The sequence below is a fragment of the Sphingomonas sp. STIS6.2 genome, assembly GCF_000732685.2.
In the GTDB taxonomy this organism is placed as follows: Bacteria; Pseudomonadota; Alphaproteobacteria; order Sphingomonadales; family Sphingomonadaceae; genus Sphingomonas; species Sphingomonas aerolata.
Window position 1 is genome coordinate 197,748 of the sequence record NZ_JPDP02000159.1, and the last position, 15,882, is coordinate 213,629.

The 15,882-nt window shown below is 65.0% G+C and carries 19 protein-coding genes; 9 read left to right on the forward strand and 10 right to left on the reverse strand.

Annotation, left to right across the window (positions count from 1 at the left end; translation table 11 throughout):
* Positions 1-3: 3 nt before the first annotated feature.
* The 6 genes from sphst_RS15800 to madL all read right to left on the reverse strand — a co-directional run bounded on the left by sphst_RS15800 (position 4) and on the right by madL (position 3,106).
* Entirely contained in the window at positions 4-369 is a 366-nt protein-coding gene (locus tag sphst_RS15800) for a CsbD family protein (RefSeq protein WP_031395490.1), read from the reverse strand.
* Positions 370-409: 40 nt separating this feature from the next.
* A complete protein-coding gene (locus sphst_RS15805) occupies positions 410-739 on the reverse strand; it encodes a hypothetical protein (RefSeq protein ID WP_031395489.1) in 330 nt (109 codons plus the stop codon).
* Positions 740-833: 94 nt separating this feature from the next.
* On the reverse strand, positions 834-1,028 hold the full coding sequence (locus tag sphst_RS15810) for a hypothetical protein (protein ID WP_031395488.1): 195 nt from the start codon (positions 1,026-1,028) through the stop codon (positions 834-836).
* Between the two features lie 162 nt (positions 1,029-1,190).
* On the reverse strand, positions 1,191-1,880 hold the full coding sequence (locus sphst_RS15815) for a GntR family transcriptional regulator (protein ID WP_031395487.1): 690 nt from the start codon (positions 1,878-1,880) through the stop codon (positions 1,191-1,193).
* A 6-nt stretch (positions 1,881-1,886) separates the two neighbouring features.
* On the reverse strand, positions 1,887-2,651 hold the full coding sequence (gene madM / locus sphst_RS15820; protein ID WP_031395486.1) for a malonate transporter subunit MadM: 765 nt from the start codon (positions 2,649-2,651) through the stop codon (positions 1,887-1,889).
* 11 nt (positions 2,652-2,662) lie between these two features.
* The gene (gene madL / locus sphst_RS15825) at positions 2,663-3,106 is read right to left on the reverse strand and encodes a malonate transporter subunit MadL (protein WP_031395485.1); all 444 of its coding nucleotides are present in this window, start codon (positions 3,104-3,106) and stop codon (positions 2,663-2,665) included.
* A 165-nt stretch (positions 3,107-3,271) separates the two neighbouring features.
* On the opposite strand from madL, the gene mdcA reads away from it, so the two are divergent.
* The 9 genes from mdcA (at position 3,272) to sphst_RS15870 (ending at position 10,395) form a co-directional block, all read left to right on the forward strand.
* Positions 3,272-4,918 carry a malonate decarboxylase subunit alpha gene (gene mdcA, locus sphst_RS15830; RefSeq protein WP_081877699.1) on the forward strand — a complete coding sequence of 549 codons (1,647 nt, stop codon included), beginning with the start codon at positions 3,272-3,274 and terminating at the stop codon, positions 4,916-4,918.
* An 11-nt stretch (positions 4,919-4,929) separates the two neighbouring features.
* The gene (gene mdcC / locus sphst_RS15835) at positions 4,930-5,247 is read left to right on the forward strand and encodes a malonate decarboxylase acyl carrier protein (RefSeq protein ID WP_107045816.1); all 318 of its coding nucleotides are present in this window, start codon (positions 4,930-4,932) and stop codon (positions 5,245-5,247) included.
* Positions 5,244-6,203, forward strand: a complete 960-nt coding sequence (locus sphst_RS15840) for a biotin-independent malonate decarboxylase subunit beta (RefSeq protein ID WP_107045817.1) — start codon at positions 5,244-5,246, stop codon at positions 6,201-6,203. Before mdcC ends, sphst_RS15840 begins: the two co-directional genes overlap by 4 nt.
* Positions 6,190-6,906, forward strand: a complete 717-nt coding sequence (mdcE, locus tag sphst_RS15845; RefSeq protein ID WP_107045818.1) for a biotin-independent malonate decarboxylase subunit gamma — start codon at positions 6,190-6,192, stop codon at positions 6,904-6,906. Before sphst_RS15840 ends, mdcE begins: the two co-directional genes overlap by 14 nt.
* The gene (gene mdcG / locus sphst_RS15850) at positions 6,906-7,535 is read left to right on the forward strand and encodes a malonate decarboxylase holo-[acyl-carrier-protein] synthase (protein ID WP_107045819.1); all 630 of its coding nucleotides are present in this window, start codon (positions 6,906-6,908) and stop codon (positions 7,533-7,535) included. The genes mdcE and mdcG overlap by 1 nt, the downstream gene beginning before the upstream one ends.
* Complete coding sequence (mdcB, locus tag sphst_RS15855; RefSeq protein ID WP_107045820.1) at positions 7,532-8,368, forward strand: triphosphoribosyl-dephospho-CoA synthase MdcB; 837 nt, start codon at positions 7,532-7,534, stop codon at positions 8,366-8,368. Before mdcG ends, mdcB begins: the two co-directional genes overlap by 4 nt.
* The gene (locus sphst_RS15860; protein WP_107045821.1) at positions 8,365-9,276 is read left to right on the forward strand and encodes an acyltransferase domain-containing protein; all 912 of its coding nucleotides are present in this window, start codon (positions 8,365-8,367) and stop codon (positions 9,274-9,276) included. The genes mdcB and sphst_RS15860 overlap by 4 nt, the downstream gene beginning before the upstream one ends.
* Before the next feature lie 152 nt (positions 9,277-9,428).
* Positions 9,429-10,004 (forward strand): GAF domain-containing protein, encoded by a 576-nt coding sequence (locus tag sphst_RS15865; RefSeq protein WP_031394769.1) that lies wholly within the window; start codon positions 9,429-9,431, stop codon positions 10,002-10,004.
* A gap of 46 nt (positions 10,005-10,050) precedes the next feature.
* Entirely contained in the window at positions 10,051-10,395 is a 345-nt protein-coding gene (locus sphst_RS15870; protein ID WP_159043680.1) for a hypothetical protein, read from the forward strand.
* A 128-nt stretch (positions 10,396-10,523) separates the two neighbouring features.
* On the opposite strand, the gene sphst_RS21370 is transcribed toward sphst_RS15870, so the two are convergent.
* The 4 genes from sphst_RS21370 to sphst_RS15890 form a co-directional block, all read right to left on the reverse strand.
* Positions 10,524-11,183 (reverse strand): PEPxxWA-CTERM sorting domain-containing protein, encoded by a 660-nt coding sequence (locus sphst_RS21370; RefSeq protein WP_234387709.1) that lies wholly within the window; start codon positions 11,181-11,183, stop codon positions 10,524-10,526.
* 1,796 nt (positions 11,184-12,979) lie between these two features.
* Positions 12,980-13,240: a hypothetical protein gene (locus sphst_RS21375; protein WP_156360446.1), complete on the reverse strand. Its 261-nt coding sequence runs from the start codon at positions 13,238-13,240 to the stop codon at positions 12,980-12,982.
* A 928-nt stretch (positions 13,241-14,168) separates the two neighbouring features.
* The gene (locus tag sphst_RS15885; protein ID WP_051916446.1) at positions 14,169-14,537 is read right to left on the reverse strand and encodes an HIRAN domain-containing protein; all 369 of its coding nucleotides are present in this window, start codon (positions 14,535-14,537) and stop codon (positions 14,169-14,171) included.
* A 552-nt stretch (positions 14,538-15,089) separates the two neighbouring features.
* A protein-coding gene (locus sphst_RS15890) for an IS5 family transposase (RefSeq protein WP_107045931.1) occupies positions 15,090-15,847 on the reverse strand; the annotation gives its coding sequence in 2 pieces (ribosomal slippage) (positions 15,090-15,514 and positions 15,514-15,847; 759 coding nt in all).
* Positions 15,848-15,882 lie beyond the last annotated feature (35 nt).

Sequence of the window (15,882 nt, forward strand, 5' to 3'; positions counted from 1 at the left end):
GGATCAGTCGCGCTGGCCGTGGACGAGCCAGGCCAGGCCATAGCCGATCGCGGCGGCGCCGAGTGCCCAGAGCAAAGGTGCGTCCTCGGCGGATTCCTGCACGGTCCGCGCGCCCTGTCGTGCCAGCTGACCGGCGCGGTCGGCGGCCTCGCGGGCGTCGCTGCCGAGCTTGTCGGCTAGTTCCGGAGCGCCATCGACGGCATCGGCGACCGCGGACTTCGCGCGGCCGTAGAGATTCTGTGCGCCGCCCGCGACCTGATCGACGACGCCGTCGACCTGCCAGTCACGGCTGCTGACGGTATCGCCGATCGTCTTCTCGACCTTGCCGCCGACATAGCGTGCGCCGCCCTGGAATTCGTCCTTGTTCATCGTCTTGTCCTTCTCGAAAATGGGGAAACGTCAATTCGGCTCAGGGAAGGACACGGCAGGCTGCCGCGGCCTTGCCGACCTCGAGCGCGATCGCCGGGTCGCGCAGTTCGGAGGCGACACGGATCAGGTCGGACGGCGTCAGCGCCCCCGGCGTCGTGTCGTTCTGCCGATACGCCGCGGCCGCCTTGCCGAGCCGCTGGAGCTGCCCGAGCGACAGGCGCGAATGGAGCCGCTCGCCGACGCAATCCGCGCGCGGCGCGTCGAGCCCGTAGCGCTGCAACCCAGACGATATGCGTGTCGCCGGTGCCGCACAGCCGACGACTGCCGTCATCAGCACAAGCGAGGCGATCGTCGCAGACAGGCTTTTCATGATCGGGCTCCCGACATTCCAAGAGCGCAACTGCTCCCGGATCGGACGCATAAAGCGTGAGACGGGACGTAAGTTCCTGGTATTTATGCGCTAATCATGGGTACTCATATACTAGAGGATCGGCCGCGCGCGCCCGGTACAATCGCGCGAACCGGCGATGCAGCGTCATCGTACTGGCATCGGTCGCCACGCTGGCGCGCCGCTCGTGCCAGTCGGCGCGCGCGTGAAAATAGGCGGCCTCGCCGGCCCCCCCGGTCTGCGGCGGCCGGTCGTCGTCCTGATCCGTCATCGTCCTGCTTTTCTCAATGGTCGTCGCCGCGACCTTAGGCCGTCAGCGCAGCCGCCGCTTGATCGGAAAGGACCAGTGCACTGGATAGATATCCCAGTCGGCGCCGCATGCCTCCGGGGGGAGGGAGGACTCATACGCGGAGGAACCCACCAGGCCGGGCGATCATCCCGCCGGCTTGGCGTGCGCGGCGTCCTGGTGCGCGATATAGCTGTCGAGCGCGCTCGCGGCGTTGAGCATGTGCGCGCGCATCCGCCGGGCCGCCTCGTCGCCATCGCCCTCGGCGATCGCGCGCATCACCGCGTCATGTTCGGCGCGCGAACTGGCGAGGCGGCGGTCCTGGCGCAGCTGCATCCGGCGGAAGGCGTTGAGCCGCGTGCGCACCGCGATCGCCTGGTCGGCGAGGAAGTCGTTGTGCGCCGCGCGGTAGATCGCCTCGTGAAACTCGCGGTTGAGCGCGTCATAGGCGTCGACGTCACCCGCCACGACCGCCGCCTCGCTCGCCTCATGCACCCGCAACAGATGGCTGCGTTCGAGCGGTGTGATCCGGTAGGTGGCGAGCCGGACGCACACCGCCTCGAGCTCCGCCATCGTCTCGAACATGTCCATCACCTCCTCGGCGGTGACGTGGCGGACGATGACGCCGCGGCGCGGGCGGACCTCAACCATCCCGCTGGTCGCGAGCTGGCGCAGCGCCTCACGGACCGGGGTACGCGAGGCGCCGTAGCGGTCGGCCAGTTGCTGTTCGTCGAGCATCGTGCCCGGCGCGAGCTCGCCCGACGAGATCGCATCGGTCAGCGCGTTGCGGATCCGGTCGGACAGCAGCCCCGTGTCTTCGCTCTCGATATCCGCCACGTTTTGTCAGCCCCCCACGATCGCGCGGACGATCAGATAGAGGATCGACGGCGCCACCAGGCACCCTAGCCCGGTATGGAAGGTCGCGGTCAAGGCGCCATAGGGCACGAGCCGGCGATCGGTCGCGGCAAGCCCGCCGGACACGCCGCTGACCGTCCCCATAAGCCCGCCGAACACCATCGCGCTGCGCGGGTTGTTGAGCCCGATCAGCCCGGCCACCAAGGGCGTGCCGACCATCACCATCACCGCCTTGAACACGCCCGTCGCGATCGACAGCGCGATGACGGGCGAACTCGCGCCGATCGCCGCACCCGTGACCGGCCCGACGATATAGGTGACCGCGCCTGCGCCGATCGTCGTCATCGACACCGCATCGGTATAGCCGAACGACGCCGCGACCAGCGCGCCGACGATGAACGGCAGGATCGTACCGAGCAGCAGCGCGACGACGCCGATCAGCCCCGCCTTCTTCGCCTGTTCGACATCGACCTCGCACGCGGTGGCGACGATCGCGAAGTCGCGCAGCATCGCGCCGCCCATCAGCCCGATTCCGGCGAGCATCGGCAGATCGGCGAGCCCCTTGTGCCCGCCCGTCGCGAGCCCGCCCCAGAAGGCGAGCGCGAGCCCGATCAGGATCGCGATCGCCGAGCCATGGACCCGGCCCATCGTCAGCTTGGCGGACAGAATGTTCGACAGCCACATGACGATGCCGACGACCGCAAACGCGGTGAGCAGCGCATTGGCGGTCAGGACCTTGGTGATCATTTCCATGCGTTCGGTCCTTAGCGCGGGGTGATCGGGGCGGGAGATCCGACGGCGATCGCCATCTCGGCTTCACGCGTCTCGCGCGCCTCGATCTCGTCCATCGTCTCGGGCGTGCCCGACAGCCGGCTGATGATCGCGACCGCGCTGAAGCACAGCAGCAGCGCGCCGACGCCCGCGATCAGCACGATCGGACCGCCCTCGACCGCGGCGACGACATCCTGCTGCGCCGCCATCGCGACGACGATCGGGATATAGAGCGCGCCCCAGAAGCCGATCCCGCGCGATACGCCTTCATTGTAGCGGCCGCGGGTCTTCAGCCACATCCGAGCGGCGATCAGCAGGATCATCGCGATACCGACCCCGCCGACATTGGCCTTCACGCCGAGCAGCACGCCAAGGCCTTCGCCGAGCACTTGCCCTATCAGCGTACAGATCGCGAGCAGTGCTACGCCGGCGATCATGCGCCGCGTCCCGCATCTGTGGCGGCAAGGGGTAGGGACTCGCTCATGGCATATCCTCTCAATGTATTCGATCTGGCGTCTTATACGACGTCAAGTATGCACAGGGTTGCGTTTGGAGCAATAGCGAATACAAGGAAGCCAGAATAAGCGTCAGGAGGCGATGCGGTGCGGCAATGGAATACGCGCAAGCAGATGCGCGAGGAGCGGATTGCGGCGGGCCGGGGCTTTGCCACCGGCAAGCTGGTCGATCCCGAAACGCTCGTCGACTTTCTCGAAGTGGTGCTCAGGCCCGGTGACCGGGTCTGCATCGAGGGCGACAACCAGAAACAGGCGGATGTGCTGGCCAAGGGGCTGGCGGCGATGGATCCCGAACGGATCCACGACCTGCACATGGTCCAGTCGGGCGTCGTCCTGCCCGAGCATCTCGACGTCTTCGACAGCGGCATCGCGAAGCGGCTCGATTTCTCCTACTCCGGCCCGCAATCGGCACGGATCGCCAGGATGCTGTTCGGCGGCAAGATCGAGCTCGGCGCGATCCACACCTATCTCGAACTGTTCGCGCGCTATTTCGTCGACCTGACGCCGCAGGTCGCGCTGATCGCCGCGGTCAGCGCGGACCGTCACGGCAACCTGTATACCGGCCCCAATACCGAGGACACGCCGACCGTGGTCGAGGCGACGAGCTTCGGCAGCGGCCTCGTGATCGCGCAGGTCGGCGAGATCGTCGATACGCTGCCGCGCGTCGACATCCCCGGCGACCAGGTTCATTTCGTGCTCGACGCGGGCAAGCCCTTTTATGTCGAGCCGCTGTTCACGCGCGATCCCGCGGCGATGACCGAGACGCAGATCCTGACCGCGATGCTGGCGATCAAGGGGCTGTATCAGCCCTACGGTGTGCGCCGGCTGAACCACGGCATCGGCTTCAACACCGCGGCGATCGAGCTGCTGCTGCCGACCTATGGCGAGAAGCTCGGGCTGAAGGGCAAGATCTGCACGCACTGGGCGCTCAACCCGCACCCGACGCTGATCCCCGCGATCGAGGCGGGCTGGGTCGAGCAGGTCCATTGCTTCGGCTCCGAAGTCGGCATGGAGGATTATCTCGCCGCGCGGCCCGACATCTTCTTCACCGGACCCGACGGCTCGCTCCGCTCGAACCGCGCGTTCAGCCAGACCGCAGGGCTGTATGCCTGCGACATGTTCATCGGCTCGACGCTGCAGATCGACCTCGCCGGGCACAGCTCGACGATCACCGCGAACCGCATCGCGGGTTTTGGCGGCGCGCCCAACATGGGGTCGGACGCGCGCGGCCGGCGTCATCCGAGCGCACCGTGGCTTCAGGCCGGCGCGGAGGCGGATCCCGATACCGCGGCACCGCTGCGGCGCGGCCGGAAGCTCGTCGTGCAGATCGGCGAGACGTTCGGCGAGGGCAATGCGCCGCTGTTCGTCGAAAAGCTCGGCGCGCTCGAACTCGCCGAAAAGCTCGATCTCGATCTCGCACCGATCATGGTCTACGCCGACGACACGACGCACATCGTCACCGAAGAGGGCATCGCGAACCTGCTGCTCTGCCGCGATGCGGATGAGCGCGAACAGGCGATCCGCGGCGTGGCGGGCTTTACCGAGATCGGCCGCGGCCGCGACAGGGCGATGGTCGAACGGCTGCGCGAGCGGAAGATCATCCAGCGGCCCGAGGATCTCGGCATCGACCCGCTCGACGCGAACCGCAACATGCTGGCTGCGCGTTCGATCAAGGACCTGATGCTCGCCTCGGGCGGGCTCTACCGGCCGCCGAGCCGGTTCCGGAACTGGTAGGGGATAGAAGCATGGAAATCCTGCATTTCGATATCGCCGCGCCCGTGCCCGCGCGCGGCACGCGCGCGCTGGCGCTGGTCGGCGTGGTCGCGTCGGGCAATCTGGAGATCCTTGTCGAGCGCGGCGCCGCGGCCGATCGGTGCGCGATCGAGATCAGCACCGCGGCGCACGGCTTTCGCGACCTGTGGGACGCGGTGGTCGCCGATTTCGTCGGCCGGCGCGCGGCGGGCGGCCTGCGGATCGCGATCAACGATGGCGGCGCGCGACCCGATACGGTGTCGCTGCGCCTCGCCCAGGCTGTCCGCATGATCGAGGAGCCCGAAGCATGAGCAACCTTCATCAGAGCTGGTATGAGGCGGGCGCGCGCGAGCGGATCGCGGCGCTGGTCGATACCGGCAGCTTCACCGAATATGTCGGCCCCGAGCGGCGCGAGACCAGCCCGCATCTCGGCATCTTCGACCTGCCCGCGCAGTTTGACGACGGCATCGTCGTCGGCGCCGCGACGGTCGACAGCACGCCGATCCTGATCGCCGCGCAGGAGGGCCGCTTCATGGGCGGCGCGTTCGGCGAGGTCCACGGCGCCAAGCTCACCGGCCTGCTCCGCGCCGCCAAGGCCCTCGACCGCGACGTCGTGATCGCGTTCGACACCGGCGGCGTCCGTCTGCAGGAGGCCAATGCCGGCGAGATCGCGATCGCCGAGATCATGCGCGCGGTCACCGAGGCGCGGATCGCGGGCGTGCGCGTCGTCGGCCTGATCGGCGGGCGCGCGGGCTGCTATGGCGGCGGCGGGCTGATCGCCGGCTGCTGCTCGACGCTGATCATATCCGAACAGGGGCGGATCAGCGTCACCGGCCCCGAGGTGATCGAGACCAACAAGGGCGTCGAGGAATTCGACTCACGCGATCGCGCCCTGGTCTGGCGGACGATGGGCGGCAAGCACCGGACGCTGATCGGCGGCGCGGACCTGTTCGTCGACGACGACGCGGCGGCATTCCGCGCGGCGATGCTCGCGGCGCTCGGGCGACCAGCCAAGGCGGGTTCCGTTCGGAACGCCTCCCCCCTCCCGGTCGGGAGAGGGGAACGACCCGGTCTCGATCTGGCCACTCTGGACGCGGAGCAGGACCGCCTCGAACGCCGCATCGCCCGGTTCGGCGACGCCGCCGACGCGACCGACATCTGGCGCATGCTGGGCATCGATGACCCGCAGGCGATCCCCGACATGCCTTCCGCCGCCTTCGCGACCCTAGCCGTCCAGTACCGGGAGAGCGCCGATGACGCCCGCTGAGATCCTCGACTCGCTGTTTCCGTCCGGCCATGATGTCACCGCGGAGGGCGACCTGCTGTTCGGCCGCGGCACATCGCCCGACGGGCGGTTGATGCACGTGATAGGCGCCACCGCCCGCGCGCCGATCGGCATCGACCAGGCGATCCGCCTGTCCGCCGCGGTGCTCGCGATCGCGCGCAGCGACAACGAAGCGCCGATCCTCTTCCTCGTCGACAGCGCGAGCCAGCGGATGAGTCGACGCGACGAACTGCTCGGCCTCAGCGAATATCTCGCGCATCTCGCCAAGTCGCTGCTGCTCGCCGAGGCGCGCGGCCACCGTACGATCGGCCTGCTCTATGGCGGCAGCGCGGCCGGCGCGTTCATCGCCACCGCGCTCGCCTGCGACACGCTCGTCGCGCTGCCCGGCGCGCATCCCGAGGTGATGGACCTCGCCTCGATGGCGCGCGTCACCAAGCTGTCGATCGATCTGCTCGAGGACAAGGCGAAGACGACCCCCGTCTTCGCCCCCGGCCTCGATAATCTGGTCAGCGTCGGGGGAGTCGCCGAGATCTGGGATCCGCAGCGCAGCCTTGCGGATCAGCTCGCGACGCTGCTCGCCGCGACGCGCGATCACGATGCGCGCGCGACGCTCGGGGCCGAGCGCAAGGGCCGGCCCAAGGCCGCGGCGATCGCGGACGAGGTGGACGCGGCGGCGCGGCGCTGATGCGGTTCGACCGACACCGGCTGGTCTGGATCGACCCGCAGCGCTGGCCCGCCATCCTCGCCGCGCACGGGCTCGCCAACGCCCCGGCGCTGCTGGCCGATTGGGCCAAGGACGATCGCCCGCTGATCGCGCGGCGGCCGGTCGTCGGCGAACTGCCGTGCCTGGTCCCGCTCGGGCTGCCGCTGCCGCCGTCGATCGGCAAGCAGCGGCTCGCCTTCGCCGTGCCTCCCGATTCCATCCGGGCCGATGCTCCGCCGCCGCTGCTCCGCGATGCGGCGGCGGCGGCACCTCCGACCTGGCAAGCCAGCATCGCCGCGCTCGTCGGGCTCGACCCGGACACGCGCTGTTTCGGCAGCCTCGCCTGGGCTCATCTGACTCACCTGAACTATTTGTCGCCAGGCTCGGATCTCGACCTGCTCTGGGAGGTGGCGGACGAGCACGCCGCGACGTCATTCGCCCTTACGCTCATGGTCGTCGACGCGACCGCACCGATGCGGATCGACGGCGAATTGCTGACGCCGCAGGGACGAGCGGTCCAGTGGCGCGAATGGGCGTCGGACGCTCCCGAGCTGCTCGTCAAGGCGCTGCACGCGAACGGCGTGACCCCACGCGCGGAAATGTTCGCATGACCGCGCTCGTCGTTTCAACGCCCGCGGTCGACGCCGACGCGATCGGCCACGCCGCCGCTCTGTGCCTCAGGCGTGAGATCGCGACCTATCCCAAGCCCGGCCTCGTCAGCCCGGTGGATCCGGGTGCGCATGACGACATGGATGCGGCGATGATGAACCGCAGCGCCGACGCACTCGCACCCTATCTCGCCGCGCTGGCCCAGGCGGGGGCTGCGGGGGCAGGGATGGACCGGCTGCGCGCGATCGGAATCGCGGCGGAGGCGGCGATGATGGTCGCGACGGGCGGCGTGAACACGCATCGCGGCGCGATCTTCGGCATGGGCCTGCTCTGCGCCGCTGCGGGGTTCCGCGCGCGCTATGGCATCGCCGCGCCGCTCGGAACGATCGTCGCGCAGCATTGGGGCGCGGATATCCTGCGCGGGCCCGTCGCGCTGCACAGCCATGGCACCACGGTCGCGCGCCGCCATGCCGCGGGCGGCGCACGCGCCGAAGCCGCCGCCGGCTTTCCCGCGCTCTACGCCACCGCCTTGCCCGCGCTTGCCACTGCGCGGCGCCTGCAGCCCTACGACCGGAACGCGCAGGCGGTGCAGGTCCTGATGGCGCTGATCGTCGGCGTCGCGGACACCAATCTCCTCTATCGCGGCGGCCCGTCCGGTCTCGCCTTCGCGCAAGACGAGGCCAACGCTTTCCTCGCGACGGGAGGCATCGCCGCGGCGGACTGGCGCGCGCGCGCGATCGCGGTTCATCACCGCTTCGTCGCCCGGCGGCTCAGTCCGGGGGGCTGTGCGGACCTGCTCGCGATGACGTTCTTCGTCGCGGCGCACGACGCGTGACGCTCGCGCTGCTCTGTTCGGGGCAGGGGCGGCAGGATCGGGCGATGTTCGACCTGTTCGTCGACGAGCCCGCCGCCGCACCGATCCTCGCCGAGGCCGCCGCGATCCTCGGACAGGACGTCCATCAGCTCGTCCGGACCGCAGCGGACGACCGGCTCCACGCCAATGCGACGAGCCAGATCCTGTGTGTCGCGCGCGGGCTGGCGGCGGCGGCGTGTCTCGAACCGATCGGTCCGGCGGTGGTCGCGGGCTATAGCGTCGGCGAGATGACCGCCTGGGGCATTGCCGGCCTGTGGTCGCCCGCCGCCACGCTGCGGCTCACCGCGGCGCGAGCGGCGGCGATGGACGCGGCAGGCGGTGCGGAGGATGGCCTCGGCTTCGTCCGCGGCCTGCCGCGCGCGGCGGTCGAGGCGCTGGTCGCGCGGTTCGACTGCGGCATCGCGATCGTCAATCCCGGTCTGCTGTTCGTGATCGGCGGCACCCGCGCGCAGGTCGCGGCCTGTTGCGACGCGGCTCTGGCGGAGGGTGCAGCAACCGCCCGCCCGATCGCGGTCCGCGTCGCGTCGCACACCCGTCGCCTGTCCGCTGCGGTCGCCCCGTTCCACGCCGCGCTGCTCGAAGCCCAGCCCGCACGGCCGATCCGGGGTCGCACGCTGATCGGCGCGACCGATGCCACGATCGTCCGCGGCGCCGCCGGCATCGCAGGACTTGCGGCACAGCTCGACACGACGATCGACTGGGCCGCCACGCTCGAGGCGCTGGTCGAACGCGGCGTCGACCGCCTGCTCGAACTCGGCCCCGGCACCGCGCTCGCCGACATGGTCCGCGCCGCCTATCCCACGCTCGACGTCCGCGCGGTCGACGACTTCCGCAGCCTTGCCGGAATCACCGCCTGGATCGCCCGCTGAACGTCGGGAGAGACAAGGGGAGGGTGCCGTTCGATAGGGCGGGCGGTGATCCCAACCCTTTGTTAGCTATTGCTTTATATCGTCATAGGCCGGGCAAACGGACGCTTAGGCTCCCTATCTGCTCGATTGGGCACATAGGGCTAGGATATGATATGTCGATCTCGTTCTACATCATGGCGGATAAGCCGGAGAATGAACGCGAGCGCGAAAGGGCCATTGCGACAAGCAATCTCATCGCAAGTCCGCATGTCGGCAGATTCCGGCCGATCTTGGATGCTGTCCGCGATACCCTGAAGGCAAAGTCCGCAGCCATCACCATCGTCTATCAGGACTCGACCTATGTATTGTCGGCAGCGGGTTTCGAGGCCGGTGTATATAAGAGGTCAACGTCCTTCTGTGCGCATGCCATTCTATCCCCCGACGAACTGACAATCGTTCCGGACGCGGGCGCAGACGAGCGTTTCGCCGGCAACCCCTTCGTCGACACGATCGAAGGCATTCAATTTTATATCGGTGCGCCGCTACGCGACGAAGACGGCACCGTACTCGGGGCGCTGTGCGTCTTCGATGAAAAACCTCGTGACTTCATCACGGACGACGACAGGGCGCGGATCATCGCGTTGAAGAAAGAAGCAGAGGCGATTGTCCATTCCATAAGCAAGCAGGCCGACGTCGATCGCGAAGGCGATAAGGAAGTCCAGTCTTCGATGCAAAGCCAGCGACCGTGATGGCCACGTGTGCGCAACAACGTAGACTGCCCGGACGTGCCTCGAAATGAATATGTATCGCAAAATCGCGAGCGATATCTCGCCGGCGCTGATCGAACGTCGTTGCGCATCCCGGCATCTCGTCAACCTGGGGGCGCTTCTGATCACCCCTCTGGGCGAAATGATACCCGCGACCGTGACGGGCGTCTCCACGCGTGGTTTTCGGGTGAAAGCGGATTATGGCGTGACGATCGGCCGATCCGTCGGCCTCGCCATTCCGGGCCTGCCGAGATATGTCGGGTGGGTCGCCTGGTCCTATCTTGGCGAATTCGGGCTGGAGGATGCCCAGGAAATTACTGAGGACGCCGTCGAGCATATTGTCGCACTCGGCACCCCTTCGGCGATTATATAGTTCAGCAAGCTGCAGGATCCTCGACGCCCTCATTCTGGGGTCAGACATCAGACGCAGATGACGCTGGACCGAAAAGCCGCCGACCATTGAAGGGCGGCGGCTCTATCTGAGATGAACTGCCATCGAGATCAGGCGTAAGCAGTACCTGTGACGACTTTACCGATGCGCCTGCGGAGGCTGAAGCCGACGCCCCCGAAGCCGACAAGCATCATGAGCCACGTTGCCGGCTCTGGAACCGCGCCGATCGAAACGGTCGCATTTTCAGGTGCAAAATCCGTAATCTGGTTGACGTTACCCACACCGTTTCGGGGCCAGAGATTAAACCCATATTGCGTTGGCCCAAAGCCCGTGCTCGGCAGCAAGGCGAGCGGAACCCGCGCTGTCAGCATGTTCCCCGCGATGGAAATACCAGCTGGGTCCAAGGCGTTTGGACCGACCGATCCGGTGCCGTTCTTCTGTATCACGATGGCCTGATTGAAGATCACATCGGGTTGACCGATCGAGGCAAAAGGCCTTGCGATGCCTGTACCGGTGTTGACGCCGAAAATGTACAGACCCGCCGTCTGCGGATTGATATCCCCGGCGAAAGTGGCGCCTAGCGTGAAGAATTGCGACATACTGTCATAATTGACCGAGAAGCCTGTGACGTCGAGATCTGCAAAACGCGGACCCGCAGTATATGACGGAATGAAGTCGTCGGTCGGATCCATGATTGATACAGCTGCAGCGGGTGTCGCACAAATTGCCGTCAATCCAAGCATTCCGACTATGATTGCCTTGTTTATCATGGGACTATCCTCGAAAGTCGGCAACCAGCGTCGCCATTCTTTCCTTATCATACTCCGGAATTCTCGACGATAATCCTAATGGCTTAAGACGCACTACTCCAATCGGATTATAGGAGACCTCCGCATATCCTTGGATTCGTCGGTTATTTGATGCGGAATTCCCTGAGCAAGCCGCGGGAGTGGTCCAGGTTCCCCTACCGATCGGGAAAGGTGCAGGTGCTCCACTTCCCGACGGAAGTTTTCCAGCCCGATCGTGACGGATGCGGTGTCGCAACTGGCGGCGGGCGCTGCGCCTCATGATCTTACGGATGAAAAGCGCCATCGGACATGCATGATCGTGATCGATGACCAGAAACCGCATCGCGTCTGGCCATGCAGCCGAAGGTGCAATCTGAAGCTCTGAACGTCGCGGCGAACGAAGGGAGGGTGCTCATCGACGGACCCGGCCTTGCCGCCACGCGCGGCATAGAGGCGGCGTCCGTCCCTTCCGATCAACTGGTTGGTAGGTGCAGGTCGGCCCGTCGTCAGTCGCTCGACGCGCGCGGTCGGCTCCCCGGTCGAGCCCGTCCTCTTCCGGATAGAACGCGTGTGGATCCTAACCCAGTTCCCGCTTCATACGTGTTTGAGCTTGTGAGCGGCGTACCCGAGAACGAGAAACGCTGCGACGGAAGAGCCGGCCCAGCCCACCAGGATCATTACCATTGAAACACCCTCTGCTCCGCGGCGCGTTTCGCACCGTCGAAGCGCGCAATAAGTCCTGTTTTTGTATGGTTAACAAGACACGAAGAGTGACCCAACAGTCATTTATTTGACGACGGGCTACGCTGGCCACCGGGTGACGTCGAGGCCCCCCGAGCTGCATGATTGTCCTCATCTTCCTGCGTTCCCGGGCTGTGGAGTATAAGAGCCGCTGGATCCTGTCAGACTGCGTGAGACAAGGCGTTCACGCGCACCATGTGCGGCTGCGGCCGGGGGGTTTGGAAATCGCCGGCTGCATGTTCGGATGGCCTTGCGGGGGTATTGGGTGCGGGCAATCCGAAAATATCCCCTGAGCCGCCCCCGCAACGCCTGATCTACGACGGGGAGTTACGGAACGCCTGCCAAGAAAACCGCAGAGAAGTGGCGCATTGCTGCGGCTTATTGCGGCGATATGGAGACTGTGATTTTGGAAATTGGTGGGCCCGGCACCTATCGAACTGACGCCCTTACAAAGCCCGTGGCGGCGGGCATTATACCCCCAAGAATCCCCCACGTGCAGTGGGGTGTATTTCATGAGCGTCGAGATAGCCGCGACGGCGCCGTTTAAGCCCCGGTTCGGGATCAAGCCTATATGGCCTTACCTCGCGGATCCAATCCGGGGGCCGGCTATCATTGCCCGATTCTGGTCTAACGTCGCCCGCCGCGGTGAAGGCGAGTGCTGGGATTGGACAGCATGCCGCGGCGGTAAAGGGCTGTACGGTCAGACGACGGTGGGAGGCGGCAGGATCCGCCGATCAAACCGGGTGGCATCGGCAATAGTTAACGGCGAAGACCCAGGCGAACGCGTCATCCGTCACACCTGCGACCGCGCGATCTGCTGCAACCCTGCGCATTTGGTGGCGGGAACCCACGAGGAAAACATGACTGACATGGTTGTGCGCGGCCGAACTGTCGGGAAGCCGCCGCTTCGTGCCAGCATGACGAAAGCGGCGTTGTGCGCGCGCAATGAGCGGCTTCTTTCGGCGCTCAATCAGATTGCGGCATCCGATTCCACTGCCAGGCGGCGGGCATTGCAGGAAATCGCCGCTGCATCTAACTCAGTGCGGCACGCCGGTCGTGGTCATTCGATACACATCCCGGGTCTGCTGCGCGCCGTCAGCAGTAATCCCATCAAATTTGCGCCACGCTGCAGCCGAATTGCAGACGCGCGTGGCCATGAAAGAGCCCGTCGGCGTCATTGACCGGCAGATCTTCTTCTCTTTGGTTGGCGACTCTACGGCCTTGGCAGGGGCTTCTGACGTTTGCGCCTTTACGCCAATGGGCGTGAGGATCAGCGCAACTGCAACGCGATATTTCATCGTTCGACTCCTGCAATTCGACCGAAAGTATACGATCGACCTTCGTATGCAAGAGCGTCACTGGGACTGACGTTTTCTGACCTAGCTAGCGCGCTGCTCCGCTCCAAACTCACCGCCTCCCTCAACGGGAGGCGAGCGATCTCGGTGACTGAGTAACGTCCTGCCGTGGATCAATACCCGGAACGATGTGCCGCCACTGGTCGCTGATTGGTCTACGGGAGAATTGGCATGCTGCGTACCTTGCGTCCGGAAATTCTGAACGTCTCAGCGAACGAGGGGAGGGTGCTGATTGACGGGCCAGGCGTTGCTGTCACGCTCGACATCGAAGCAGCATCAGTCCTATCCGATCAGTTGCTCGCTGGGTGCAACTCGGCACGCCGGCAACAGCGTGACGCAATCGGTCAGGTGCCCCATTCAGACCCTTGCTCACCAGTATAGCTGGCAGCGGGTTCAGTCAGGCTAGCTTGGGTCCTGACGGGAAGTAACCTAGGTTAATCTTAACCTTGTATGCCGAACGCGAGCTTGGCTCCCAAGAATTCGCTTTGTAACAAGCCGCCCCATGAACACGCCCTTTGGACACGACGCAGAAATCTTGCGTTCCGCGATCGCTTGGGCGCTTCACGTCGCCGACGTATCTAACAATCCGCTTGTGGCCTCTTTCTTAGCCGATGCACTTCACCATGCCGAGAATGACGCCTACCGCTCTTGCGCGGCCACTGGCGCTATCTTGCCAGGGTTGAACGTGTTTGCAGTGTCTGCGGACAGTTCAGCTGGATCAGAAGTTCGGTAACCAGAGTGCGATTCAGGCACCATCTCGAGCAGTGCGGCACGCATTGCTGTGAGGGCGTCCCGTTTTTCAAAGCTATCTTCGCGGGCCTTAGCGATCGTGCCGCGTTCGTCAGCCCCAGCATAGTACGGGACGAACCTGCTAAGCTTCATATTGGTCAAACCGGGCCGCAAGCCCGATGTTAAGCGCCGAATTCTGGGCCTTCCTTGTCGGGTAAAAGGCGTGGGGATCGTAGACCGATCGCTGCTCCGGCCGAGCCTGGCGGGGAAGTGGGCGCTTTAAAGCATCGGGGACCGGGTCGGGCAGGGTAGGCACCCCGCTTCCGTGCATCGTCTGAAAGACGGCGATCGCCTCGCCTTCCTTTATCCGCTTGCCGATCAGCGGCGCGCGCTCTGCGCTGACATAGCCCAGTTGGGTGCCGCGCTCGCTAAATATGGCAACGGCGTTCTCGTCGTATGGGTTGCTTGGCTCGAAGCGCAGCTCGACCGCTACGCCAGGCGCGCACAGCATGCACTCCCTGCGGCGGTTGCTCTTGCTCGTGTCCTCGTTCGGAAAGTTGATGCGATCAACGAAGGGCCGTCGCAGTAGTTCGGCGTAACGAACGCCTTTAATTGGCTATCTGGTAAGCGGACGGTTTAATACTGCGCACACCGCTATGCAAAAAGCGGTGAAACCTCTTGGCCTTGCTTTTTCGCACATGCACCGATGAGATTCTGGCAAAGGATATGACGCGGTCGTGAACACAAAAAATGCCCGGCTCGAAAAGCCGGGCATTTTAAGCTTCAGCCGTTGTAAGGGTCACCATTGGCCTAGTAACGCATTGCTTTGCACCCTGAAGGATACGTCAATGACGCCAATAGTGATCCCCAAGCTGATGGCAAAGTTAACCCCGAATGGGCTTGCCGATTGGCCAGTAGCGCATTTGAACCCCCAAATTTGAAAGTGCTTGTCTTTCGACAAGGGGATTTATGCATCGAATCTGTTTAGTAATTGCAACTCCACGCGGTTAAAGTGGATTAACTGAAAATTCTTGATGCCAATGCTAGGGTCAGGACTCATTGGTCATAGCCAGAAGATGACGGTGGCCGCGAGCGCGACGGCAGAGAAGAAGACGGTTGGGCAGCGGTCGTAGCGAGTGGCGACGCGGCGCCAATCCTTCAGACGGCCGAACATGATCTCGATGCGGCTGCGGCGCCGGTAGCGGCGCTTGTCGTATCTGACCGGCTCGTTGCGCGATCTGCGGCCCGGGATGCAGGGCTGGATGCCCTTGGCTTCCAGAGCGTCCCTGAACCAATCGGCGTCATAACCACGGTCGCCAAGCAGCCACTGCGCTTTCGGCAGATCGTCGAGCAAGGCTGCCGCGCCGGTGTAGTCGCTGACCTGCCCGGCGGTCATGAAGAAGCTCAACGGCCGCCCATCCGCATCGCTGACGGCATGCAGTTTGGTGTTCATGCCGCCTTTCGTGCGGCCGATCAGGCGGCCGAGATCCCCTTTTTTACCCGCAGACTCGATGCCGTGCGGTGTGCCTTCAGGTAGGTCGCGTCGATCATGACCGTTTTCGGTACGGCTTCCGCTGCCGCGAGCCCCTCCATCATGCGCAAGAAGACTCCCCTCTCGCCCCACCGCTTCCAGCGATTGTAGAGCGTCTTGTGCGGCCCATAGTCCTTCGGCGCATCACACCAGCGTAGCCCATTGCGATTGACGAAAACGATGCCGCTGAGCACCCGCCGATCATCGACCCGAGGCTTGCCATGGCTCTTGGGAAAGAACGGTTGCAGACGCGCCATCTGCTCATTCGTCAGCCAGTACAGGTCGCTCATCCACGCTCTCCTCACGGAGCCTGAATCAGATCGCG